Annotated in this window: 21 protein-coding genes; 7 read left to right on the forward strand and 14 right to left on the reverse strand. The window is 63.2% G+C overall.

Going from position 1 to position 20,965, the window contains the following annotated elements; all coding sequences use genetic code 11:
• Nucleotides 1-54: 54 nt before the first annotated feature.
• Both F6S08_RS24850 and F6S08_RS24855 read right to left on the reverse strand, forming a co-directional pair.
• Nucleotides 55-477: a RidA family protein gene (locus F6S08_RS24850; protein ID WP_027606668.1), complete on the reverse strand. Its 423-nt coding sequence runs from the start codon at nucleotides 475-477 to the stop codon at nucleotides 55-57.
• Nucleotides 478-512: 35 nt separating this feature from the next.
• Nucleotides 513-1,652 carry a tyramine oxidase subunit B gene (locus F6S08_RS24855; RefSeq protein WP_315872462.1) on the reverse strand — a complete coding sequence of 380 codons (1,140 nt, stop codon included), beginning with the start codon at nucleotides 1,650-1,652 and terminating at the stop codon, nucleotides 513-515.
• Between the two features lie 186 nt (nucleotides 1,653-1,838).
• Here F6S08_RS24855 and F6S08_RS24860 point away from each other — a divergent pair, with 186 nt between their 5' ends.
• The 6 genes from F6S08_RS24860 (at nucleotide 1,839) to F6S08_RS24885 (ending at nucleotide 6,161) form a co-directional block, all read left to right on the forward strand.
• Nucleotides 1,839-2,666, forward strand: coding sequence for an AraC family transcriptional regulator (locus F6S08_RS24860; RefSeq protein WP_065927444.1), 828 nt, complete (start codon nucleotides 1,839-1,841; stop codon nucleotides 2,664-2,666).
• Between the two features lie 146 nt (nucleotides 2,667-2,812).
• The gene (locus F6S08_RS24865; protein WP_065927443.1) at nucleotides 2,813-3,559 is read left to right on the forward strand and encodes a response regulator; all 747 of its coding nucleotides are present in this window, start codon (nucleotides 2,813-2,815) and stop codon (nucleotides 3,557-3,559) included.
• Complete coding sequence (locus F6S08_RS24870) at nucleotides 3,556-4,632, forward strand: ATP-binding protein (RefSeq protein ID WP_065946943.1); 1,077 nt, start codon at nucleotides 3,556-3,558, stop codon at nucleotides 4,630-4,632. The genes F6S08_RS24865 and F6S08_RS24870 overlap by 4 nt, the downstream gene beginning before the upstream one ends.
• Nucleotides 4,633-4,649: 17 nt before the next feature.
• Nucleotides 4,650-4,850, forward strand: coding sequence for a hypothetical protein (locus F6S08_RS24875; RefSeq protein ID WP_065927441.1), 201 nt, complete (start codon nucleotides 4,650-4,652; stop codon nucleotides 4,848-4,850).
• Nucleotides 4,851-4,869: 19 nt separating this feature from the next.
• Nucleotides 4,870-5,268, forward strand: a complete 399-nt coding sequence (locus F6S08_RS24880) for a hypothetical protein (RefSeq protein WP_065927440.1) — start codon at nucleotides 4,870-4,872, stop codon at nucleotides 5,266-5,268.
• On the forward strand, nucleotides 5,241-6,161 hold the full coding sequence (locus tag F6S08_RS24885; RefSeq protein ID WP_315872463.1) for an ABC transporter six-transmembrane domain-containing protein: 921 nt from the start codon (nucleotides 5,241-5,243) through the stop codon (nucleotides 6,159-6,161). The genes F6S08_RS24880 and F6S08_RS24885 overlap by 28 nt, the downstream gene beginning before the upstream one ends.
• A 12-nt stretch (nucleotides 6,162-6,173) precedes the next feature.
• On the opposite strand, the gene F6S08_RS24890 is transcribed toward F6S08_RS24885, so the two are convergent.
• The 9 genes from F6S08_RS24890 to F6S08_RS24930 all read right to left on the reverse strand — a co-directional run bounded on the left by F6S08_RS24890 (nucleotide 6,174) and on the right by F6S08_RS24930 (nucleotide 15,641).
• Entirely contained in the window at nucleotides 6,174-7,115 is a 942-nt protein-coding gene (locus F6S08_RS24890) for a helix-turn-helix domain-containing protein (protein WP_065927438.1), read from the reverse strand.
• 77 nt (nucleotides 7,116-7,192) lie between these two features.
• On the reverse strand, nucleotides 7,193-7,972 hold the full coding sequence (locus F6S08_RS24895; protein ID WP_065946942.1) for a 2-keto-4-pentenoate hydratase: 780 nt from the start codon (nucleotides 7,970-7,972) through the stop codon (nucleotides 7,193-7,195).
• A complete protein-coding gene (locus tag F6S08_RS24900) occupies nucleotides 7,969-9,576 on the reverse strand; it encodes a bifunctional 3-(3-hydroxy-phenyl)propionate/3-hydroxycinnamic acid hydroxylase (protein ID WP_065927436.1) in 1,608 nt (535 codons plus the stop codon). Before F6S08_RS24900 ends, F6S08_RS24895 begins: the two co-directional genes overlap by 4 nt.
• 63 nt (nucleotides 9,577-9,639) lie before the next feature.
• A complete protein-coding gene (locus F6S08_RS24905) occupies nucleotides 9,640-10,242 on the reverse strand; it encodes an amino acid synthesis family protein (RefSeq protein ID WP_027606677.1) in 603 nt (200 codons plus the stop codon).
• A 10-nt stretch (nucleotides 10,243-10,252) separates the two neighbouring features.
• Entirely contained in the window at nucleotides 10,253-10,711 is a 459-nt protein-coding gene (locus F6S08_RS24910) for a VOC family protein (RefSeq protein WP_012724261.1), read from the reverse strand.
• A gap of 11 nt (nucleotides 10,712-10,722) precedes the next feature.
• Nucleotides 10,723-11,763 carry a WD40/YVTN/BNR-like repeat-containing protein gene (locus F6S08_RS24915; RefSeq protein WP_027606678.1) on the reverse strand — a complete coding sequence of 347 codons (1,041 nt, stop codon included), beginning with the start codon at nucleotides 11,761-11,763 and terminating at the stop codon, nucleotides 10,723-10,725.
• Between the two features lie 12 nt (nucleotides 11,764-11,775).
• On the reverse strand, nucleotides 11,776-12,570 hold the full coding sequence (locus F6S08_RS24920; RefSeq protein WP_027606679.1) for an SDR family NAD(P)-dependent oxidoreductase: 795 nt from the start codon (nucleotides 12,568-12,570) through the stop codon (nucleotides 11,776-11,778).
• 27 nt (nucleotides 12,571-12,597) lie between these two features.
• Complete coding sequence (locus F6S08_RS24925; RefSeq protein ID WP_065927434.1) at nucleotides 12,598-14,088, reverse strand: aldehyde dehydrogenase family protein; 1,491 nt, start codon at nucleotides 14,086-14,088, stop codon at nucleotides 12,598-12,600.
• 11 nt (nucleotides 14,089-14,099) lie between these two features.
• Nucleotides 14,100-15,641, reverse strand: a complete 1,542-nt coding sequence (locus F6S08_RS24930; protein ID WP_315872464.1) for an acetolactate synthase large subunit — start codon at nucleotides 15,639-15,641, stop codon at nucleotides 14,100-14,102.
• 237 nt (nucleotides 15,642-15,878) lie between these two features.
• On the opposite strand from F6S08_RS24930, the gene F6S08_RS24935 reads away from it, so the two are divergent.
• Nucleotides 15,879-16,637: an IclR family transcriptional regulator gene (locus tag F6S08_RS24935; protein ID WP_065927432.1), complete on the forward strand. Its 759-nt coding sequence runs from the start codon at nucleotides 15,879-15,881 to the stop codon at nucleotides 16,635-16,637.
• Nucleotides 16,638-16,646: 9 nt separating this feature from the next.
• Here F6S08_RS24935 and F6S08_RS24940 read toward each other — a convergent pair whose 3' ends face one another.
• The 3 genes from F6S08_RS24940 to F6S08_RS24950 all read right to left on the reverse strand — a co-directional run bounded on the left by F6S08_RS24940 (nucleotide 16,647) and on the right by F6S08_RS24950 (nucleotide 20,946).
• Nucleotides 16,647-17,972, reverse strand: a complete 1,326-nt coding sequence (locus F6S08_RS24940) for a hypothetical protein (RefSeq protein ID WP_315872465.1) — start codon at nucleotides 17,970-17,972, stop codon at nucleotides 16,647-16,649.
• Between the two features lie 3 nt (nucleotides 17,973-17,975).
• Nucleotides 17,976-19,406 carry an aldehyde dehydrogenase family protein gene (locus F6S08_RS24945; RefSeq protein ID WP_315872466.1) on the reverse strand — a complete coding sequence of 477 codons (1,431 nt, stop codon included), beginning with the start codon at nucleotides 19,404-19,406 and terminating at the stop codon, nucleotides 17,976-17,978.
• A 91-nt stretch (nucleotides 19,407-19,497) separates the two neighbouring features.
• Nucleotides 19,498-20,946, reverse strand: a complete 1,449-nt coding sequence (locus F6S08_RS24950) for an APC family permease (protein ID WP_315872467.1) — start codon at nucleotides 20,944-20,946, stop codon at nucleotides 19,498-19,500.
• Nucleotides 20,947-20,965: the final 19 nt, after the last annotated feature.

Here is a 20,965-nt window from a genome sequence, read left to right on the forward strand (position 1 = left end):
CAGGACTCGGTAAACGAATAAGGGCGGCCAGGCCTGTGCATGGCCGCGTGACGATTATTGCGACAGGCGAATGAGGTCGACCTGCGCCTTCGACGCGTTGCGATACGCCGTCACTTCCAGCTCTACCTTGTAGACCGTCGAGCCCAGTGGCGGGCAGGTCACGGTGCTGGCCGGGTCGACGCCGCGAAACTTCTCGCCGATCAGGCCCATCACCGCCGGCACGTCCTTGGGGTCCTGGATGAACACCCGCGAACACACCACGTCGGCCAGGCTCGAATCGACAGCCTTGAGGGCCGATTCGATGTTGGCGAACACCTGGTGCGCCTGTTCCAGGACATCCTCCGGGATCAGCTTGGTCTGGGGGTTGCGGCCGGCGGTGTTGGACACGTAGATCCAGTTGTCCACGCACACCAGGCGCGAATAGCTGGCCTGGTCTTCGAATGGTGAACCGGTCTTGAGCTTGGTGATTTTTGTCATGTCGGATGCCTCGTCAAAGTGAATGAAGCTACGGCTCAGCGCAGCTCCGGGGTTTCCCACAGGTTCAAGGTCACGCCGATGCCGTGCTTGACGGCGTTGCGGTACACCACCGTGCCCCAGGCCACGTCTTCGACGGGCATGCCGCCCACCGACATGATGATGATTTCCTCATCGTTCCTGCGGCCAGGCGCGGCCCCGGCGATGATCTTGCCGATGTCTTCGACGTCATCGAGCTGCATCTTGCCTTCGGCAATCATGTCCATGAAGCGCACGCCAATGACCGGCACGTTGTGATGCGCAGGCTTGGGCAATTCCTCGAACCAGGCCTGGTACAGACCGGTGTTGTCGAGCACCTTGCGTACGTCGGGCTGCTCCATTCCCGCGTCGAGGGAGCAAGACGCCGGCATCGCGAGGAAGGCACCTGGCTTGACCCACTCACGCCGCACAATTGGGTAGATCGAGGGGTCGCCCGTGGCACCGGAGCTACAATAAGTAACAAGGTCCGAGTCGCGGACCACCGCTTCGAGGGTGTCGACCACTTCTATCGTGGTGATCTGCGGATACGTCTGTTCGACCCACGCGATAAAGTTGTCGAGGCTCTGCTGGCCACGGCCCTTGATCTTCAGGGTGTCGATATGCGGGCACACCGCGATGAAGGCCGCCAGGGTGGTCTTGCCCATCACGCCAGGGCCAAGCAGGCCGACGACTTTCGAGTCCTTGCGCGCCAGGTGGCGTGCGCCCACGCCGGGGATCGCACCGGTGCGGTACGCCGACAGCAGGTTGGCCGACATATGGGCCAACGGCGCGCCGGTGTCGGGGTCGTTCAGGGTGAACATCAGGATCGAACGCGGCAGGCCTTTTTCGCGGTTGGCGATATTGGAGCCGTACCATTTCACCCCGGCGGTGCAGAAGCTGCCGCCCAGGTAGGCCGGCATGGCCATCATGCGCCGATCCGCGGTGGGCTTGGGCATGTTCGGGAACGGCGAATCCTGCGGGAAAATCACCATCGCGCCATGGGAATCATTGTTCGGGCCGGCCATGCGGTAGTCACCGGCATACAGCAGGCCGAACATTTCCTCCATGGTGTTCACGCAGGCCAGCATGTCGGTCACACCCGCGCGGATCATGTCCTGCTCGGAGAGGTAGATAAAATCGATTTTTGTAGTTGTAGACATAGTTATTCTCGGGCTGAAGGTGATATCGCTGCGGTAGGCGCAGCTCCACGCTGTCGAGATCGAGTATCGGGCGGGGGATGGCGGCGGTATTGTAAATTTCGGACATGCCGCCCAGTCGGGTATGACGATAGTTGGCGCGATTAATGCGTTGATTTTCCCCTGGCGCTGCCTGCCCAAGGAGCAACCATGATCAAACCGAGTGTGCCGACTCCCCGGCTCCACACCGCGAACGAACAACCCTGGTTCGTGCTCAACTCTTCACGCTATTCAGTGATGCCGTCCGCGCACCCGGCGATCTCGCATTTCTATGCCTTCGATGTGGCGCAATCGACCAACCTGCTGGCCGTGCCGGATGGCTGCGTGGATATCCTGTTCGACTGTGATGCGACGCGACCGACTGCGCGCATCTGCGGCACCCCGCTGGTGGCCCAGGCGGTCGAGCTGCACCAGCACCACCACTATTTCGGCGTGCGCTTTTCGCCGGGTGTGATCCCCGGCTTCGTCAATGTACTGGCCGAAGAGTTGACCGAGCGGGAGCTCGATCTGCTGGAAGTCTCCGAGTTCGCCCAACGCCTCTTCGAAAGCATCGTCCAGGCACCGCTGCTGGGCGACCAGATGCGGCTGTTCAACGACTACCTGACCCCGCGCCTGATGGGCAAGACGTCACGACTCACCGCCATGATCATCCAGCAGGCGCTGCACCATCGCGGCGATATCCGCATCCAGCAACTCGAAGACCTCAGCGGCTACACCAGCCGGACCCTGCACCGCCAGTTCAACCAGGATACCGGCATGTCACCCAAGGCGTTTTGCCGGATCATCCGCTGCCAGGCGGCCCTGGACACCCTCAATACCCAGCACGATGTATCGTTTTCGCAGTTGGCCCTCGACCTGGGGTTTTCCGACCAATCCCACTTCCTGCGCGACTTCAAGAAACTGGTCAGCACCACCCCCTGCGACTACCAGCGCACCATGACGCAAAACGCCTACAGCGACAGGATCAGCTACGCCTGATCACGCTGTTTGCGAATAAACCCGCGTCTCCATCGTTTCTCCATAAAACCTCCCATGAAAGCGCATGCTCGTGGTGCACAGTAGCCTTCGTCGCCCCATGGTAATTCGCCATACTGCGATGACCGAACAGCACGACCGAGCCGACCATGACTGAATCACACCCTGTATCGACACCGACGGACCTCGCGGCCCCACGCCAGGCGTTGGTACTGATCGCCGAAGACGAGCCGGAAATCGCCGACATCCTCGCGGCCTATCTCAAGCGCAGCGGCTTCCAGACCGCCCATGCCCTGGATGGGCGCCGCGCCCTTGAACTGCATCAATCGCTCAAGCCCGACCTGGTACTGCTGGACGTGCTGATGCCGAAGCTGGATGGCTGGATGGTCCTGGCCGAGATCCGCCACCGAGGCACCACACCGGTGATCATGCTGACCGCCCAGGACCAGGACATGGACAAACTCATGGGCCTGCGCATCGGTGCCGACGACTACATCGTCAAGCCGTTCAACCCCGCCGAGGTCGTCGCCAGGACCCAGGCGGTGCTGCGTCGCTCCCTCGATCATGGCTACGGCGCCCACCAGCGCGTGCTGCGGGTGAATGCCTTTGAAATCGACATCGACAGCCATGAAGTCAGCGTGCAGGTCGGTGCCCACACGCACAGGCTCAACCTGACGGTGACCGAGTTCAGATTGTTGGCGCAACTGGCCAAGGCCCCCAAGCGCGTATTCAGTCGCGCCGAGTTGCTGGCCCTGTGTTCGCCCGAGAGCGACAGCCTGGAGCGCACCGTCGACAGCCATATCAGCAAGTTGCGGCGCAAAATCGAAGACCTCGGCCTCCAGGGCGTACCGGCCAGCATCCGTGGGGTCGGCTACCGGTTCGGGAGCCAGCCATGAAGACCGCCAACAGTTTGAGCCGGCAGATCATCGTGTCGATGTCCGCCGTGGTGCTCTGCGTGATAGCCCTGGCCGTGGTCGGCTCCTACGTGTTTTATGCGTTGCTCTGGACGTTCTGGCCGCCGTCGGATCTGGACGTGGACGAATGGCTGCCCACCGGCATGGAGTGGGCCTGGATGGCGCTGATCACCTGCATCAGCCTGGCGGTGGGCGCCGTGGTGGCGATCAAACTGTCCCGGCGCATTCTGATGCCCTTGAACTCGGTCGCGGCCAGCCTTCGCCGGCTCGCCGATGGTGACCTCGATGCCCGGGCGACGGCGTCCGACCGCTCACTGGCAGAGGCCACCTTGCTGGTGGATGACTTCAACAGCATGGCCCAACGCTTGAAACGCATGGCGCAAGAGCAGTCGTTCTGGAACGCCGCGATTGCACATGAACTGCGCACCCCGCTGACCATCCTGCGCGGCCGCCTGCAAGGGTTGGCGGAAGGCGTGTTCACCCCGGACCAGGCGCAGTTCTACAGCCTGCTGGGCCAGGTGGAAGGCCTGACGCGCCTGATCGAGGACCTGCGGGTCGTGGGCCTGGCGGACAACGGCTACCTCGAAGTGCAGATCCAGAGTGCCGACCTGGCCGAGGAGATCAAGGCCGACGCCTGCCTGTTCGAACCGGGCCTGCAGGCCTGCGGGTTCGTGCTGCACCTGGACCTGCTCGAACGGCCTGTGCAGTGTGATCCGGCGCGGATTCGCCAAGCCTTGCTGGCCATGCTCGACAACCTGAAACGCCATGCAACCCCCGGCAACGTCACGGTGCGCCTGGGCAACCAGGATGGCCTGAATACCTTGAGTGTCGCGGACGAAGGCCCGGGGATCGCAGAAGCGTTTGCAACGCACATCTTTGAGCCGTTCCAGCGTGGCGAAAGCTCGCGCTCCCGCGCCCAGGGCGGCAGCGGCCTGGGGCTCGCCGTCGTACGCGCGATTGCCCTGTCCCATGGAGGTCGCGCGACCTGCCGAAACCTCGACAACGGCGGCACCTTATTCGAGCTGAGCTGGCCCGACCAGTTGGTCGCCATCTAACCCCCCCAGGTGAAGGCATGCGCCTCTGTATTTTCAGGGTCAATCGGTACCGCCACTTTGCCTTGCTCGACGCACAAGGACGTTGCATTGCTTTCAAGAGCTGCGAAGGGATTCCACAGAACGGCGAATGGGTGCAAGTCAACGAAGTCAACCTGGCCTGGTTGAATCGCGCGCTGCCTGCGCGCGCCTTGACCAGGCCACACACCCGCCTCTTGTAGTCAGCCTGGAATTGCCTGTATGCCTTTCAACTATCGTGATCGAAACGTGATTGACGTGGCGCTGCTTGAAGACTCGGTAAGGCTCTATAGCGCCAAGCTCAAGCGGTTGCAGCGCTTCTGGATTCCCCTGCAGAAACAGGCGCCACGCCTGGTGTTGTCACTGTGGGTCCTTGGGGTTGTCGCATCGCTGTTCAGCCAGTCCTATTACCACTGGTTATTTACCGCGCCGGCGATTTGCCTGCTGATCACCCTGGAAATCGTGATCGAAGAAGTGCAGATCGACTTGTTACTGATGACCGAGGAAACGCGCTATCTGCTCGACATCACCCGCGGTCTTTATACCGGGACCCTGAGTTCCCGCCCCCCTACTTTGCGTAAACCAGGTGGCCCATGCCCTCCGTCACACCTCCACTACTGATCGAGCAGAGCCGCAAAATCGGTCAACAATCCGCCAGCCAGACACTCAAGGCGATCGCCAAGGCCTACCCCGGCAAATTGTCCGCCACCCTGTCGCTGGTGGCGCTGGAAAACGCGCTGCTGCTGGCCTACCCGTTGTTTGCGGGGTTTGCCGTCGACGCGATTATCCGTGGCGACACCGGTAATGCCCTGCTCTATGCCGCCGTGGTCCTCGGGTTCTGGGTGGTGGGCGCCGCCCGACGGGCCATGGACACCCGCACCTTTACGCGTATCTACGCCGACCTTGCCGTGCCGGTGATTCTTAACCAGCGCCTGCAACGCCACAGCACCTCAACGTCCGCCGCGCGGGTGGTACTGGCACGGGAGTTCGTCGATTTCTTCGAAAAACACGTGCCCACCATTGCGACGGCGCTGGTCTCGATCATCGGCGCGGCGGCCATGTTGCTGGTGATCGAACCCTGGGTCGGCCTGGCGTGCCTGGTGGCGCTGGGGCTGTGCCTGGTGGTGGTGCCTGGCTTTGCACGGCGCAACCAGCGCTTGCATGAGCGGCTGAACAACCGCCTGGAAAAGGAAATCAGCCTGGTGGAAAAGGTCGGCGCCCCCACGCTGCGCCGCCACTATCAGGTGCTGTCGCGGCTGCGTATCGGGCTGTCGGACCGTGAGGCGGTTGCCTTCCTCACCATCGGCATCCTTGCGGCCTTGCTGTTCGTGGTCGCCATCAGCCAGTTGGCCCTGGCGCCCGCAGTGAAGGCCGGCCATATCTATGCGGTGATGACGTACCTGTGGACGTTCGTCAGTTGCCTGGATGAAGCCCCCAGCGTGGTCGACCAATTGGCCCGGCTCAAGGACATCGGCAAACGCGTGGACCCGGGACTGGATGACACGGCGGCCTGACCCTTCGTCTATTCAGCCGATCGCCCGCTGGGTGTGCGAAGGCGATTCGCCAAACAACTCGCGGTAATGGGCGGCAAAGTGGCTCAGGTGGAAAAAGCCCATCGCCACCGCCACATCACCGACGTTCTGGCTGCAGGCCGGCGTTGCGATCAGGCGTCGACGCACCGCATTCAGGCGCAGGTTGCGCAGGTACTCCAGCGGACGCATGCCGGTCACCGCCTGGAAACTGTTCTGCAGGGTCCGTCGGCTGACCCGCAGGTGTTCGCACAGGTCGAGAATGCTCAGCGGAGTCTCGCCGCTGGCATCGATCAACTCCTGGCAACGCTTGACCAGGTAGGCACTCACGGCGAAGTTGCCGCGCCGGCAACGCACTTCGTCGGTGGCATTGCTGAACAGGTCGAGAAAGGCATTGAGCAACTCGTCTTCGAGCATGTTCTCGGCGGTTGCACTGATGGCCTCGGGTTGTTGCAAAAGGTGACGAAACAGCGGGTAGATACGCTGGCGTATCCGCAGCCGTAACGCGTCATCCACGCACAGCTGGGAGCGGGTGCTCAAGCGCTTGAGCTGGTCGCCGGACAACTCGAAGGCGGCGAGTTTGGCGAAACGCACCGTGTCGACGTTGAAAGCGAAGAAGTGCGTGCCTTCCGGCGCATGCAGCACAAACTCCTCGCAAGCGCGCAACAGCACCACACTGTGGGTGCCCACCTGCTGGCCCTGCACAACGGGCTCGCCGCCCAATGACATGGCCGCGCACAGTCGTCCCTTGGGCGCATGGCCGCGCTGCACCACGCGTTTGTCCAATACTTCCTGGAAGATCTGAAAGCGCTCGGCCGACAACTGGCGCAGCTCACTGGTCAGGCTGCCACGCCCCAGTTGGTCATACACCTGCTGCCAGCCCTGGATGGAACCGGCGTGCAGTTGAGGGTCATTGAAGGTTCGAACTTCGGCAAGCATGGTGGTCGTTCCTCGGGGGCCCCGTTGTTGTCATCGGCCTGAAGGGGACTGGAGTCATCCTTGACGGCAGCTAGGGCTCACACTGCGGCAGTGTCCGCAGTGAAAAGCAAAGCCAGTTCCGTGCCAAACATCTGCAGGCGGTAGGTGCAGGGCTGGATATTCATCGGCGCCAACAGCGCGCCAGACAGCACCACCTGCCCGGCCTCCACCGGTTGACCATCGGCCAGCAGCCGGCGTATCAGCCAGCACAGATTGGCCAGCGGTGGATCTTCCCGGCCCTGGGTCTCCCCTTCGCCGCAGATCGCGCCTGCGCATTCCAGGCGGAACGTCACGTTGGCATGTTCAACAGGGTCGAAAACGGTTCTGGGTCCCAGGCAATACAAGCCCGCTGCCGCGTTGTCGGCCAGAAAGGCCCCTACCCCGAACGTCCACTCCTGCCAACGGCAGTCGGCAATCTCGAACGCGGGTGCCACCTCGGCAATTGCGGCCAGGATCTCCTCATCGCTGTAGTCACCTGGCGCCAGGCTGCGACCCAGCACAATCGCCACTTCGACTTCCAGCTTGGGCTGGATCAACCGTGAAAGCGCCACCGCCGTGTTCGACGGCACGCGCATCTGATCGGTCAGGCCGCCATACACCGGTTCGTCAATGCCGAAGCGCCGTTGCGCGGCGCTGCCGGCGAAGGCGATTTTCCAACCGCTGAACTGTTCGCCCGCCGCCAGGCGCGCATCCAGCGCCTGGCGTTGCAGTGCGTAGCCGCCGCGCAGGTCCAACGCCTCGGGGGCCAGTGGCGCAATCGCTTGCACCGTACGCGTGGCCTGGTCTAACTGGCTCAATACGCCCGTATCGATGCTCATGACAGTTGCCCCGCTAACTTGCGTAATACCGCGTCAAGCCGCTCCGGCGTGGTGATGGCGGCAACAAACCGGTCAGGACGCACCACGACGATGCAATCGCGCACCCTGGAGAACCATTCGCCGAGGCGGTTATCCACATCCTCCACGCTGATGGCGTTCGTCGCCGTCAAGGGCTGGTGGCGGCCCAGGCCGCTGCGCGAGCGATTGACCTGGATAAAGCGCGTGTCCCAGCGCGCCCAGAACCTTGCCATGTCTTCGCTCAGTGGCTCAAGGGGATTGACCCGGTAACCCAGCACCGCATAGGAATTGCCCAGCACGTCATCCAGGCGCCGACGCTGGCCCTGGGCGTCTTCGATAAACGGCTGCACAAACAGCTGGCCCACCAGGTCGTCTTCACGCAGTTCGGCACGTTCGTGATAGACCAGCCCTTTGGTGAGGGTGGCCTTGGGTTTGAACTTGAACTCCAGCAGGTGCGAACGCAGGTTATCGACGCTGTTCACCGCCTGGAACAACCAGTCACGCACGCCGGCCATCAACGGGTTGGTCAGCCCCAGTACCGTGCCCATATTGTCGGCCAGGGCCACCAGTTCGGTGGCGTGTCCGCGACGTTCCTGGTCGTAGCTGGCAAGGATCCCATGGGCCGCACGCCCCTGGATGATCGCGGCCAGTTTCCAGGCCACGTTGGCCACGTCGCGCAACCCGGAATTAAGGCCCTGCCCGGCCCAGGGTGGCGATATATGCGCGGCATCGCCGACCAGTGCCACACGCCCCTGGACAAACCGCGCCGCCACGCGCGAATGGTGGGTGTAGGCGCGGATACGGATGATATTCAGCGCGTCCACGGCGTCGCCGATATGCCCACGGATCAGGTCGCGAATGGTGTTCTCGTCACACATCTTCGCCTCGTCCTCGCCCTCCATCAGCATGAACTCCCAGCGCCGCTGCTGGTACGGCAGGTAAATGCACACGAAGGGCCGCTGCGGGTCGGCGTGCAGGGCGGTGTAAGGCGCATCCAGGGTGTCATTGGCGGTATCGACCACCACCCATTTGCGCGCATGGGTCAACCCCAGCAGTTCGACGCCCAGCTTTTTGCGTACGGTGGAGCGCCCGCCGTCGGCGCCGATCACGTAATCGGCGCTCAGCTGATAGACCTCGCCCTGGGCATCGCGGACCTGCAAGGTCACGCCCTCCCCATCCTGTTCCAGCTCCAGCATTTCATGCCCCTGGCGCAACACCACAGTGCTGCGCTGCCCCAGGGTTTCGCGCAGCGTGCCTTCGAGCAACTGCTGCATGAAGATGTTGCGCATCGGCCAGCCGTACTGCGCGGCACTTGGCTTGACCTCGGCAAAACACACGCCCCGCGCGTTGTAATAACGCAGTGGCACATCGCAGATCATGTCACGCACTGCCAATTCGGCGATGCCGATCGCCTGCAACACGCGCAGCGCTTCATCATCCATGCCCACCGCGCGTGGGTAAGGCAGTATGCAGTCGGCAAGCTCAAGGACGACGCAGTCGATACCGTACATCCCCATATAGTGCGCGGCCGTGATCCCATTGGGCCCGCCCCCGACAATCACAACCTGGGTCTTCTCCTGCTTCATCGCTGTTCACCGCTTTCTTGTTGTGGTTTTAAACCGGCGTTGCCAAGGCCCGCACGCGTGTCATCAGTGCAGCCCGTCAACGCCCTGGATGTCTTCGGCACGCAGGCCACCCAGCCGTGCGTGCAGGCGCCCGCGCGTGGCGAAGGCCCAGATCACGATGACTTCGTCCGGCGCGGGGCCGTCGCCGAACATCAGCGACATGCTGTCGTAGTGGGAACGTACGTAGAGCGCATCCTTGTGCGCCAGGGGGACGTCAATGGTCGAACCCGGGCCGCCGCGCTTGCCGGTGGAAGGCACCCACGACTTGCCACCGCCCAGCGCGACGCGAATCGGATCGGCGGCCGGGTTGGTCAGGAACGCGTTGCCGTGCTCGTATTCGCCCGCGCTGCCGACCAGGATCGCCTTACCATAGCTGACAATCTCATGGGCACCGGCCAGTGCCTGTATGCGCCGGCCAAACTCTTCGCCCAGCAACGGCGATGGGTCGACCAGTTCGGCGAGCGACTCGCTGTAGCGACCGGCATAGGGGTTGGCGATCACGGCGGCGATCGCGTACTTGAACAGGGGCTCGCCATCGGCCAGCTGGCCGGTTTCGTTGGCCAGGGTTTCTTCGACAAAGCTGTACCATTTGCGGATGTGATACGTAGCAAAATTCGCGGTTTTCATCAGGGTTGCCTCAAAGTGGGTCGAGTGGATCCAGGTTGAAATGTCGGCTCGGCGCGCCGGCGGCCTTGAACCGGGCCTTGCCGCGCGCATCGTCGTGTTCGGTCTCGAGGAAGAACTCCATGCGATTGCCGTCGGGGTCGTTGAAATACACGCCATGGCCGATCTCGTGATCGGTGATCTTCACCACCTCGACGCCCTTGCCCAGCAACATGCCGTAGAGCTGGCGCAGGGTGGTCATGTCCCCGGCGATTTCCAGGCCGTAGTGCTGCAGGCCCAACCCGCCTTGATGGGCGCCGGGGTCGGCGCGAATCAGGGCGATGTCGTGGTGCTTGCCGCCAAATGCCATCATGACCCAGCTCTCGCCCCGGGCACTTTCGTGCATGCCCAGGATGTCGGCGTACCAGCGTGCCGACACGTCAGGGTCACTGACCCACAGCGATAAGTGAGTCCGCAGGATCTCGATCTTCATGGCGTTATCCCTCAGTGCTTTTTGACGATGGATTGATGCCCGGACTTGATCTGCGCAACCGCAGGCGTCCAGAGCACATCAGCGATCTCGCTGAATTCCCGCCAATGCTTCTGCCAGCCGTCACCGCCATTGTCGGAGGTGAACAAATGCCCGTACTTGGTGCCCGCCACGATCTGTCGCGGGTTGGCCGGGTTGAAGGCAATCGCCCAGACACAGGAATTGGGCTGCTGTGGCAGCGGCAGCACGTTCCAAGTGAGTGCGGCATCACGGGACACCAGGATCTTGCTGGTGGTGCCGGGGGTGCCATCGGAAATACTCAGGTACAGCTCGTTCTGCGTGCCCAACGGCGCGTTCATGGCGCGGATGTAGTACAGGCCGAAGGCTTCGCGACCGATGATGCCGGTCCAGGTCAGCCCCTCGTCCAGGCTGCGGTACACCGCATTGACGCAGACCACCACAATGACTTTCTCGCCGTGGTTGGGCAGCACCAGGATGTTGTGGACGTCGGAGTTGTAGTCCCACAGCAGCCGGTCGTCGACGCGGGTCCAACTGTCGCCGCCGTCACGGGAATGGAACAGCCCGCCCTCCTCCAGGCCGAACCACAGCTGGTTGCGGTCGGTAGGGTCATAGGCGAAGGCCAGCAGGCGTGGGCGGCTGACGCCGTCGCAGAACTCGGGGATTTCCACCGGGGCGCGATCCCAGCTCAGGCCGCCGTCCAGGGTGCGCCACAACACGGCACGCGAAGGCGCGCCGGTGCCGACGAAAATGCGTTGTGCATCCTGCGGGTCAACCGCAACTTTCCACACGGTCTGCCCGTTGAAAGGCGAATCGATGCGCCGCCAATGCCCACCGGTATCGTGGCTCACACACAAGCCCACATCGGTACCGGCATAGATCCGCTCGGGCGTGTCGGGGTGCAGGCTCAAGGATCGGGTGATCGCATCGAACTCCAGGTCCTGCCCCAGGCCCAGGCGATGCCAGGTACGGCCATCGTCGGCACTGCGGATCACCGCTTGCCCGACGGTGGCGACCAAAAGGGTTCCGTTACTCATCACAGATGCTCCTCAGATATAGATGCCACGGGTCAAGCCACCGTCGATGCCGATGGATTCGCCCGTCACTGCGCCGGCTTTTGGCGATGCCAGGAAGCCGATCAGCCAGCCCATTTCAATCGGTGCGAGGGTGCGGCGAATCGGTGTCGCGTCGATGTAGGCCTGCTCGACCTGCTGCGCGGTCTTGCCTTGCTTGACGGCTTCGCGGTCGTACAGCTCCTGGATATGCGGGGTGTCCACCACGCCCGGGTGGATCAGGTTGACCGTGATCCCCGAAGGGCCGAGCTGGTCGGACAGGGTCTTGGTCATGTGTGCGATCGCCAGGTTGCGCATGCCCGAAAGCACCTTGCTGCTGCGCCCGGTGAGGCCGCCTATGTTGATGATGCGTCCGAAGCCGGCCGCCTTCATGTGCGGGGTCACGGCCTTGGCGCAGCGGAAGTAGCCGATTACCTTGGTGTTGAGGTCCGACAGCAGCTCATCGTCGCCGGCGTGTTCGATGTCATTGCGCACCACACCGGACGGCGCCGCAGCACCGTTGACCAGGATGTCGATGCGGCCGAAATGCTTGTGCGCCGCCTCGACCATCTCCGACACGGCCTTCATGTCATTGGTGTCGCAGAACAGCGGCAGCACTTCATTGCCGGTCTGTGCACTGATCTCTTCGGCCGCCAGCTGCAGGAACGCCATGCGCCGTGCGCAGATCACTACCTTGCAGCCTTCCTCGGAGAGAAAACGTGCGACTTCCTTGCCGATGCCCATACCGCCACCGGTGACAATGGCCACGCGGCCTTTCAATTCCAGATCCATAGCAATTACCTCGTGTGATTATTCAGTTCAGGCCAGATCGACAAACACGCTTTTGGTCTCGGTGTAGGCATCGATCACGTTCTTGCCCATTTCCCGGCCCCAGCCGGATTGTTTGTAGCCACCGAACGGTGAAGAGGGATCGACCACGTTCCAACAGTTGATCCATACCGAGCCGGCCTTGAGCTGTGCCGCCACGCGGTGCGCCGAGCGCAGGTCGCGGGTCCACAGGCCGGCGGCGAGGCCATACGGCGAATCGTTGGCACGCAGCACCAGGTCGTCGATGTCGGTCCAGCTCATGACGGTCAGTACCGGGCCGAAGATTTCTTCGCGGGCCACGCAGGCGCGCTCGGCACGGTCGAGAAACACGCTCGGTTGAATGAAGTGCCCATGCTCCAGGTGTTCGGGACGGCCGCCGCCGCAGATCAGTTCGGCGCCCTCTTCCTGGCCCCGCTGCAGGTAACCCTTGACGGTGTTCAACTGCCGCGCGGACACCAACGGCCCCATGCTGTTGGCCGGGTCCAGGCCGTTGCCCAGCACATAGGCGGCGGCATGGCGCTGCAATTCTTCGAGCACCTGGTCGAGCACACTGGCGTGCACATACAGGCGCGAGCCAGCCGTGCACACCTGGCCCTGGTTGTAGAAAATCCCATCGGCAGCCCCTTTGGCGGCGCGCACGATGTCGGCGTCGGGCAGGATGATGTTCGGCGACTTGCCGCCCAGTTCCAGCGAGACCTTTTTCATGTTGCCGGTGGCCGCCTGGGCGATCAGCCGCCCAACCTGGGTCGAGCCGGTAAAGGCGATCTTGTCCACGTCGGGGTGCTGTGCCAGCGGTGCACCCGTGTCGGCACCCAGGCCGGTGATCAGGTTGACGACGCCGGCGGGGAAACCTGCGGCCTCGATCAGTTGCACCAGGCGGATCGCGACCAGCGGGGTCTGCTCGGCGGGCTTGAGCACCGCCACGCAACCGGTGGCCAACGCCGGGCCGAGCTTCCACACGCACATGGTCAACGGGAAGTTCCACGGCACGATCAGCGCGCAGACCCCCACCGGTTCGCGCAACGTGTAGTTGAGCATTGGCGCGCCGCTGGCCGGGGATACGGGCAGCGTGCTGCCTTCGATCTTGGTGGGCCAGCCGGCGAAGTAGCGAATGATGTTTGCCGCGCTGGCCGCTTCACCGCGCGCGTTGGCGATAGGCTTGCCGTTCTCCAGGGTGATCAGCTGCGCCAGCTCCTCGCGGTGCTGGTCCAACAGATCGGCCAGGCGAAACAGCAACAGGCCGCGCTGCGCCGGTGACTGCAAGGCCCACGTGCCGGTAAAGGCTGCGCGGGCGGCCGCGACGGCCGCATTCACATCGCGTTCATCGCCTTGGGCGACTTCGGTCAGGGTCTGTTCAGTGGCCGGGTTTTCCACGGCGAAACGGCGACCGCTGGCGGCGTCCTGCCAGATACCGCCGATGAACAGACGACCGGGCTGCGCCAGGAACGCCTGGACGGCAGGTAATAATTCGAGCGGATGCATAGTCGACTCCTTCACAGCGCCATTTCGATCAGGCAAGGGCCACGGTCGGCCTTGGCATTGGCCAGGGCCCGTTGCAGTTCGGCATTGGTCTGGACCGTGCAGGCCGGTACTCCGTAGCCTTTGGCCAGGGCCTTCCAGTCGATACGCGGGTTGTCGAGCACGGTCAGGCGCAGGGCCTGGGGGTCCATTTCGGTCATGCCGAAACGGCGCAGTTCGTTCTGCAAAATCGCGTAGCGATGGTTGGCGGCAATCAGGATCACCACCGGCAACTGCTCGCGGGCGATGCTCCACAGGGTTTGAATGGTGTACTGGGCACTGCCGTCGGATTGCAGGCAGAACACGCTATTGCCGCGTTCCGCCAAAGCGGCGCCGAAGCCCACCGGAATCCCCTGGCCGATCGCGCCACCGGTATTGGTCAATACCCGATGCCGCGCGGCGCGGGCGGAGGCGGTAAAGAACGGGTAGCCGCAGGTGCCGCCCTCGACCGAGACAATGCTGTCGTGGGGCAGTGACGCAGCGAGCACTTGGCCGATCGACTGCGGTGTCAGTTCGGCATGGCCGGGCGGCAGTTCGATGCCCTCCGGCGTCGGCACGTAGGCCGGTGCAGCCAGGGCATCGGCCAGCGCCGTCAACGCGCCGGCGACATCGTCACCGACCTCGGCCAGGCTCAGCAGGCGCTCACGCTCGGCGAGGCGCGACGGGATGCCTTCGTAGCCAAAGTAACTGATGGGCTCCGGCACGCCTGCACAGATGACCAGGTCGTACTGCTCAAGGATTTCAATCGCCACTTCCGGGAAATACGGCAGGCGATCCAGGTCTGGCAAGCCACCGCCACGGTAGCTCAGGCGCGGAAAGGTCTCGGCAAACAGGCGCACGCCGGGCAGTTGCGCCAGGCGTCCTGCCGCTTCCAGGCCCGCGACCGACAAGCCCTCATCGCCGACGATAAACACCAGCCGCTGGCCGTCACGCAATGCCTGCGCCACGGTTTCGACCCGGTCACCGGCAAACCGACGAACCGGCGCGCGCAGAGGTGCGAATACACCGTTATGGGTCACTGCGTGGGCCTGCAGGTCCATGGGCAGGATCAGGCTGGCGATCTGGCCTTTGGCCTGCCAGGCCGCACGCACGGCTTCCTGCAGATCCTCACCGATACCGGCAGCGGTGCGCGAGGTGCGCACCCAGCCAGAGACGGTGCCGGCCAGGGCCTGGATGTCGCTGGCCAAGGGCGGATCGTAGTTGACATGCCAGGAGGCGTGATCGCCGATGACGTTGACGATCGGCGTATTGGCCCGACGCGCGTTGTGCAGGTTGGCGATGCCATTGGCAAAGCCCGGCCCCAGGTGGGTCAGGGTCATGGCCGGCTTGCCGGCGATCCGGCCATAGCCGTCCGCAGCCCCCGTGCAGACCCCTTCGAACAGCGACAACACCGGCTTGAGAGCAGGTGCGCTGGCCATGGCGGCCACCAGGGGAATCTCGGTGGTCCCGGGGTTGGCGAAGCAGTACTCGATACCGCTTGCCGCTGCCGCATTCACTATCAGTTGCGCACCATTCATTTTCAGCCCTCTTGCTTGAGCATTTGCAGTGCTGAGATTTATCACATACAAATCCGCAACCAACAAGCATTTTATGTATGCTTTTCTCATTTAATGAGATTAATGAGATTTTAATAGCCTCAAAAGCTAACCCGCGATTGCGTTTTTCTCTCACTGCGGTAGTGTTGCGCCAGCGCTTGGGCAACCGGGTCCCCGTGGGGACGCCACAAGCGCCCTTCCCTTTCTTTTAGGAACACAATGAGCAGCCTGAGCAAATTGCTGAGCATCCTCGACCTGTTCGGTCCGCAAATGCTGAAGATCGACCCCGACACCATTGCCGAGCGCATGGGCCTGTCACGGGCGACCGTGTACCGCTACGTCAAGGATTTGTGTGACGCCGGCCTGCTGACCCGCGTGGACGCCGGCAGCTACGGCCTGGGCCCGCGGGTCATCGAGCTGGACTGGATGATGCGCCAGTACGACCCGATCCTTCTCGCCGGGCGCGAGCTGATGCACGAGCTGTCGGCGCAAACGGGCCTGGCGGTGTTCGCCAGCGTGTTTTACGACGGTCGCATCATCAACACCTACATCGCCGAACCCACCGACACCTATCACTTCGCGTTCGGGCGCGGGCAACCGTTGCCGTTTTTCCGCGGGGCACAATCGAAGGTCTTGATCGCCTTCCAGAAAGGACGCCGCCTGCAACGCCTGTTCGACGAGCACATGGCCAACGACCCGGACAGCCCGTATGACTGGGCGGGCTTCTCCAGGGCCGCGAAAAAAATCCGCAAGGACGGCTACTGCCTGACCCACGACGAACTCAACCTGGGCCTGACCGGTATCGCTGCGCCGATCATCCAGGCGGACCTCGACGAGGTGGTCGGCAGCCTGTCGGCCGTCGGCACCACCCAGAACTTCAAGCTGCTGCGCCAGGAAACCGTGATCGAAATGGTCATGGACACCACCCGGCGGATTGCCGAAAACATGCGCAACCCGCCGAGCCACGCCGCCCCCTAGGCGTCATGCTCAGAACGGCACGGCCACCGTCAACTGGCTGTACAGGTTGGTGCCGTTGCCGCCGACCTGATTGCCCCCGGTGGTCGCGTCCTGCCTGGGTGTGTACAGCCCCACCAGCGGGGTGATGATCAAGTGCGGGTTGACCGCCCACTCGGCATACACATCCAACTCACGGCCATCGAGGTTCAACGCGTTGCTTTTGCGCACGGTGGCGTAGTCGAAATACAGCGCGCCCAGGCTCAGGTTTTCCAGTGGGGTTGCCTTCAGCCCGACATGGTGGATGCGGGTATTGGTGTTGAACGGCCCGGCGTAGTTGCCGGCCACTTCGCCCTGGAACCAGGTGCCGTAGCCCGTGCTCTGGCCGGTGAACAGTGCGTCCCAGTTCTGCGAATAGCGGGTGTAGCGATACGTCACCTTGGGCGCCCAGGCGATATCGGCGAAGGTGTAGCCCGCTTCGCCGTACCAGGCTTTTTCTGGCCCGGCGTCCTTGTCCTGCCAGGCGTACTCGAAGGCCAGGCTGACGTTAGGGATACCCGCATCGCCCTCACCGCGCACGCTGTAGACATTCATGCCCTTGCGCTGGCGTTGAAAGTCGCTGGCCCATTGATCGTTCACGTCCAGGCCATGCACCCAGGTCAAGCCGAGCGTCCCCGGCTGGGCGGTGTAGTCCAGGGTCGCAGCGGCCAGTTCGGTTTCGGCCTGGATACGGTTATCGGACTTGAGCCACAGAACACTGCCGTGCAGGCCATCCTGCCCCCCCAGGCGCACCACCGCGGTTTGGTCGAACGCGTGCCGGGCCGCCAGGTAGTAGGCGCCCCCACGGTTCAAGGTGCCATCCGCCGGGCCCTTGCCCGGGTTCAGCCCATCGTCGTTGATCAGGAACCCTCGGCCGACCTTGACCACCTGGCGCCCGCCGGAAATATCCACGCCGTCTTGACCGAGCGCCGGGAACAGGTCGCCGGAGCGCCAGCCCAGGTAGGCGTCTTCAATCTTCGTGGTGCGCTCGGTGCCAACGCTGTTGCCACCCGGATCGCCATCGCCCCACGTGGCGGAGCTGACCAGGGCAAATGCCCCGTAGGCGCGGCCATTGCCGCCGAGTCCCTGGTCGCCACTCAAGCCATACTTGATAAAGCCTTCACGCCAACTGGAGCCGCCCGGCGTGCCGTCGTAGTTCTTGCGACTGTTGAACTGACCGAACACCGCGGTCATGTCGGCGTTGAGGTGACGGCTCTCATCGCTGTACAGCTCATAAGCGTGCACCTGACTGATAGCGCCGAGCGCCAGGGTGCACACAAGCGTGCAACCGAATACGGGATGACGGGATAGATAACGCATGGCTCAAACTCCTTCTTCGACAGCCTGCTTGCGCACAAACAACAGTTGCTGCCCCGTGAACTCCAGCAGCCCCTCCAGACCGAACTCGACACCGAACCCCGACATCTTACTGCCGCCAAACGGCGTGTTCGGCTGGATCTGAGCGTGGCAGTTGACCCACGCCACACCACTCTCCAGGCGACTGGCCAAGGCCTGGGCCTGCTCGACATCCGGCCCCCAGACCGAGCCGCCGAGGCCCATGTCACCGGCATTGGCGCGCTTCAGGACATCCTCGACATCCCGGTAGGCAATCAACGGCAACACCGGGCCGAACTGTTCTTCGTCCACCAGGCGATGGCCGTCGGTCACGTCCGCCACCAGGGTGGGCGGATAGAAGAACCCGGGGTGGTCCAGACGCGCACCGCCGCACAACACCCGCGCACCGTTGGCACGTGCGTCATCGACCAGGGCTTCCACCAGTTCCAGTTGCTCAAGGTTCTGCACCGGCCCGAAGGTGACACCGGCGTCCAGGCCGTCGCCCACGACCTGGCGCGCCGCAATATGCGTCAGCGCGTCGGCAAAAGCCTCGTACTGCGACTCATGGATATACAGGCGCTTGAGCGCAGCACAGGTCTGGCCCATGTTGAGAAACGCCGCCTGGAAGATCGCCTCGGCCACCGCCTCCATCGGCGTGCCGGGCAACACGATGGCGGCGTCGTTACCGCCCAGTTCCAGGGTCAGGCGCTTGAGGTTGCTGGCGGCACCGCGCATCACGCTTTGCCCGGTGGCGGTGGAACCGGTGAACACGATCTTCTGGATCCCCGGGTGCGAGGTGATCGCACTGCCGAAGCCCTGCTCGCCGGTCACGCAGTTGATCACGCCACGGGGCACATGCCGGGCAATGATGTCGGCCAGGCCCAGGGTGCTCAGCGGCGTCAGGCTCGACGGTTTGCTGATCACGCAGTTGCCGGCACGCAGCGCCGGCATGATGTGCCAGACGGCGATCATGAACGGCCAGTTCCAGGGGGTGATCGACGCCACCACGCCCAAGGGTTTGCGGTGCAGCTCAATGCGCTGGGTGGGCGTTTCTTCCACCCGTTCCACCGCAATTTCCTGCCCGGCCGCGTAGCGGGTCCAGGCGGCGGCGCCCATGACCTCGGAAAAGGCCAGCTCCAGCGGCTTGCCCTGTTCCAGCACAATCAGCCGGGCCAGTGATGGGGCCTCCTGCTCGATATCGGCGGCAATCGCCAACAAACGTTCACAGCGATCAGGGTGGCTGCTGTGGCGCCAGCTCTTGAAGGCCAACTGCGCGGCGTTCACCGCCTGGTCGAGTTGCCCCAGGGAACCGGCCGGGCACTGGGCGAACACGGCCCCGGTGGCCGGGTTGATCACATCGAACCGGCCTTCTTCACCGGCCACCTGGATCCCATCGATGAGCATTTTATAGTTGTGCATTTGAAACCTTCCTTTCACACGCTGGCGCGCCATGCCGAGCAACGGCAGGCTGCGATTGTCTGGTTAGTCGAGCGATAAAAACGCGAGGGCCTTAAAGCTTGTGGCTGCCCAAGGCCAGGAAGCGTTGCGGCGAGCTGTTGCGCAGTCGCGCGGCGAGCACGATGCCGATGATCAAGGCCGCCGGAATAATCGCGCAGAGGCTGTAGGACAGCAGTTGGCTGGCACCGGTCAGCACATCGAAATGCACCACCGCCAACACCAGCACCATCACCAGCGCCAGGCACGAAATACCGGGCAGGATCCGTCCACGCAACAGCCCGACCTTCAGCTCGGGATGCCGATGGAAGTAGACGCACACCGACACCGAGGTCAGCGCCATCAACAGGATCACGCACAACGTGGCCAGGTTGGACAGCCAGGCAAACAGTTGCAGGATCGGATCGGCATCCATCGCGGCAAATATCAGCACCACGACCGCAGCGATCAAACTCTGCAACGCCGAGCCCATATGCGGGCTCTGGTGCACGCGATGGGTGGTGCCCAGCAGGCTGTGCAACAGACCGTCGCGGCCGATGGCGTAGAAGTAACGCGCGGCGGCGTTGTGAAAGGCCAACAGCCCGGCATAGATACTGACCATGAACAGCACGCGGATAATCTGGGTGAGTTGCGGGCCGACAAAGTGGTCGGACATGCCATAGATAAACGTGGTTGGGTCCTGCAAGGACTGCAGCAGCGGCACGATCTTGTCCGACCCCACCCCCACCACCATCGACCATACCGACAGCGCGTAGAAACCACCGATCAGCAACACCGAACAGTAGGTCGCAATCGGAATACTGCGCTTGGGATTCCTGGCCTCTTCACCGTAGATGGTCGTTGCCTCGAAGCCGATAAAGGCGGCGAAACAGAACAGCAAGCCGATTGACGGCGTACCACTGAACACATGACGGCTGCTGAACGAGTCCAGGTTGATGCCGCTGTCGCCGCCGGACTTGAGGATGGCGAAGTCCAGGACCAGGATCGCCAGGTACTCGGCGATCACCATCACCGACAATACCCGCGCGGACAGGTCGATCTTGCGATACCCCAGGATCGCGATACTTGCCATCGCCATCAGCGAATAGGACCACCACGGCAGCACCAGGCCGAAGGCGGCTTCCATGGTGCCACTGACCACGCCACCGAACATCCCGTACAAGCCGACCTGCAGGATGTTATAGGCGAACATCGCCAGCACCCCGGCGGCACCGCCCGCCAGGCCACCCAGGCCACGGGACGTGAACGCGTAAAAGCCACCGGCATTGGTCACGTGGCGCGACATGGTGGTGTAGCCCACCGAGAACGCCAGCAGCACCAGCAAGGCCAGGATCAGCAAAGCCGGGGTACCGGCACCGTTGCCCAGCATGATGCCGATCGGGAAACCGCCGGCGATCACACTGAGCGGGCTTGCCGCCGATATCACGAAGAAGATGATGAAGCCCACACCCAGGGCACCGCGCTTGAGCTCCGTAGAGCTGTTGACCGGGATAGATACACTCATGTTGTTGACCTTATTGTAT

The sequence above is a fragment of the Pseudomonas sp. JV449 genome (assembly GCF_032424295.1).
GTDB classification, from domain to species: domain Bacteria; phylum Pseudomonadota; class Gammaproteobacteria; order Pseudomonadales; family Pseudomonadaceae; genus Aquipseudomonas; species Aquipseudomonas marginalis.

Bases quoted from the DNA above. Each gene is read 5' to 3' on its own strand.
- F6S08_RS24950 (WP_315872467.1), bottom strand. From the start codon at position 20,946: ATGAGTGTATCTATCCCGGTCAACAGCTCTACGGAGCTCAAGCGCGGT.
- F6S08_RS24885 (WP_315872463.1), top strand. From the start codon at position 5,241: ATGCCCTCCGTCACACCTCCACTACTGATCGAGCAGAGCCGCAAAATC.
- F6S08_RS24920 (WP_027606679.1), bottom strand. From the start codon at position 12,570: ATGGATCTGGAATTGAAAGGCCGCGTGGCCATTGTCACCGGTGGCGGT.
- F6S08_RS24860 (WP_065927444.1), top strand. From the start codon at position 1,839: ATGATCAAACCGAGTGTGCCGACTCCCCGGCTCCACACCGCGAACGAA.
- F6S08_RS24900 (WP_065927436.1), bottom strand. From the start codon at position 9,576: ATGAAGCAGGAGAAGACCCAGGTTGTGATTGTCGGGGGCGGGCCCAAT.
- F6S08_RS24925 (WP_065927434.1), bottom strand. From the start codon at position 14,088: ATGCATCCGCTCGAATTATTACCTGCCGTCCAGGCGTTCCTGGCGCAG.
- F6S08_RS24915 (WP_027606678.1), bottom strand. From the start codon at position 11,763: ATGAGTAACGGAACCCTTTTGGTCGCCACCGTCGGGCAAGCGGTGATC.
- F6S08_RS24850 (WP_027606668.1), bottom strand. From the start codon at position 477: ATGACAAAAATCACCAAGCTCAAGACCGGTTCACCATTCGAAGACCAG.
- F6S08_RS24910 (WP_012724261.1), bottom strand. From the start codon at position 10,711: ATGAAGATCGAGATCCTGCGGACTCACTTATCGCTGTGGGTCAGTGAC.
- F6S08_RS24905 (WP_027606677.1), bottom strand. From the start codon at position 10,242: ATGAAAACCGCGAATTTTGCTACGTATCACATCCGCAAATGGTACAGC.
- F6S08_RS24895 (WP_065946942.1), bottom strand. From the start codon at position 7,972: ATGAGCATCGATACGGGCGTATTGAGCCAGTTAGACCAGGCCACGCGT.
- F6S08_RS24865 (WP_065927443.1), top strand. From the start codon at position 2,813: ATGACTGAATCACACCCTGTATCGACACCGACGGACCTCGCGGCCCCA.
- F6S08_RS24940 (WP_315872465.1), bottom strand. From the start codon at position 17,972: ATGCGTTATCTATCCCGTCATCCCGTATTCGGTTGCACGCTTGTGTGC.
- F6S08_RS24880 (WP_065927440.1), top strand. From the start codon at position 4,870: ATGCCTTTCAACTATCGTGATCGAAACGTGATTGACGTGGCGCTGCTT.
- F6S08_RS24935 (WP_065927432.1), top strand. From the start codon at position 15,879: ATGAGCAGCCTGAGCAAATTGCTGAGCATCCTCGACCTGTTCGGTCCG.
- F6S08_RS24855 (WP_315872462.1), bottom strand. From the start codon at position 1,652: ATGTCTACAACTACAAAAATCGATTTTATCTACCTCTCCGAGCAGGAC.
- F6S08_RS24930 (WP_315872464.1), bottom strand. From the start codon at position 15,641: ATGAATGGTGCGCAACTGATAGTGAATGCGGCAGCGGCAAGCGGTATC.
- F6S08_RS24945 (WP_315872466.1), bottom strand. From the start codon at position 19,406: ATGCACAACTATAAAATGCTCATCGATGGGATCCAGGTGGCCGGTGAA.
- F6S08_RS24875 (WP_065927441.1), top strand. From the start codon at position 4,650: ATGCGCCTCTGTATTTTCAGGGTCAATCGGTACCGCCACTTTGCCTTG.
- F6S08_RS24890 (WP_065927438.1), bottom strand. From the start codon at position 7,115: ATGCTTGCCGAAGTTCGAACCTTCAATGACCCTCAACTGCACGCCGGT.
- F6S08_RS24870 (WP_065946943.1), top strand. From the start codon at position 3,556: ATGAAGACCGCCAACAGTTTGAGCCGGCAGATCATCGTGTCGATGTCC.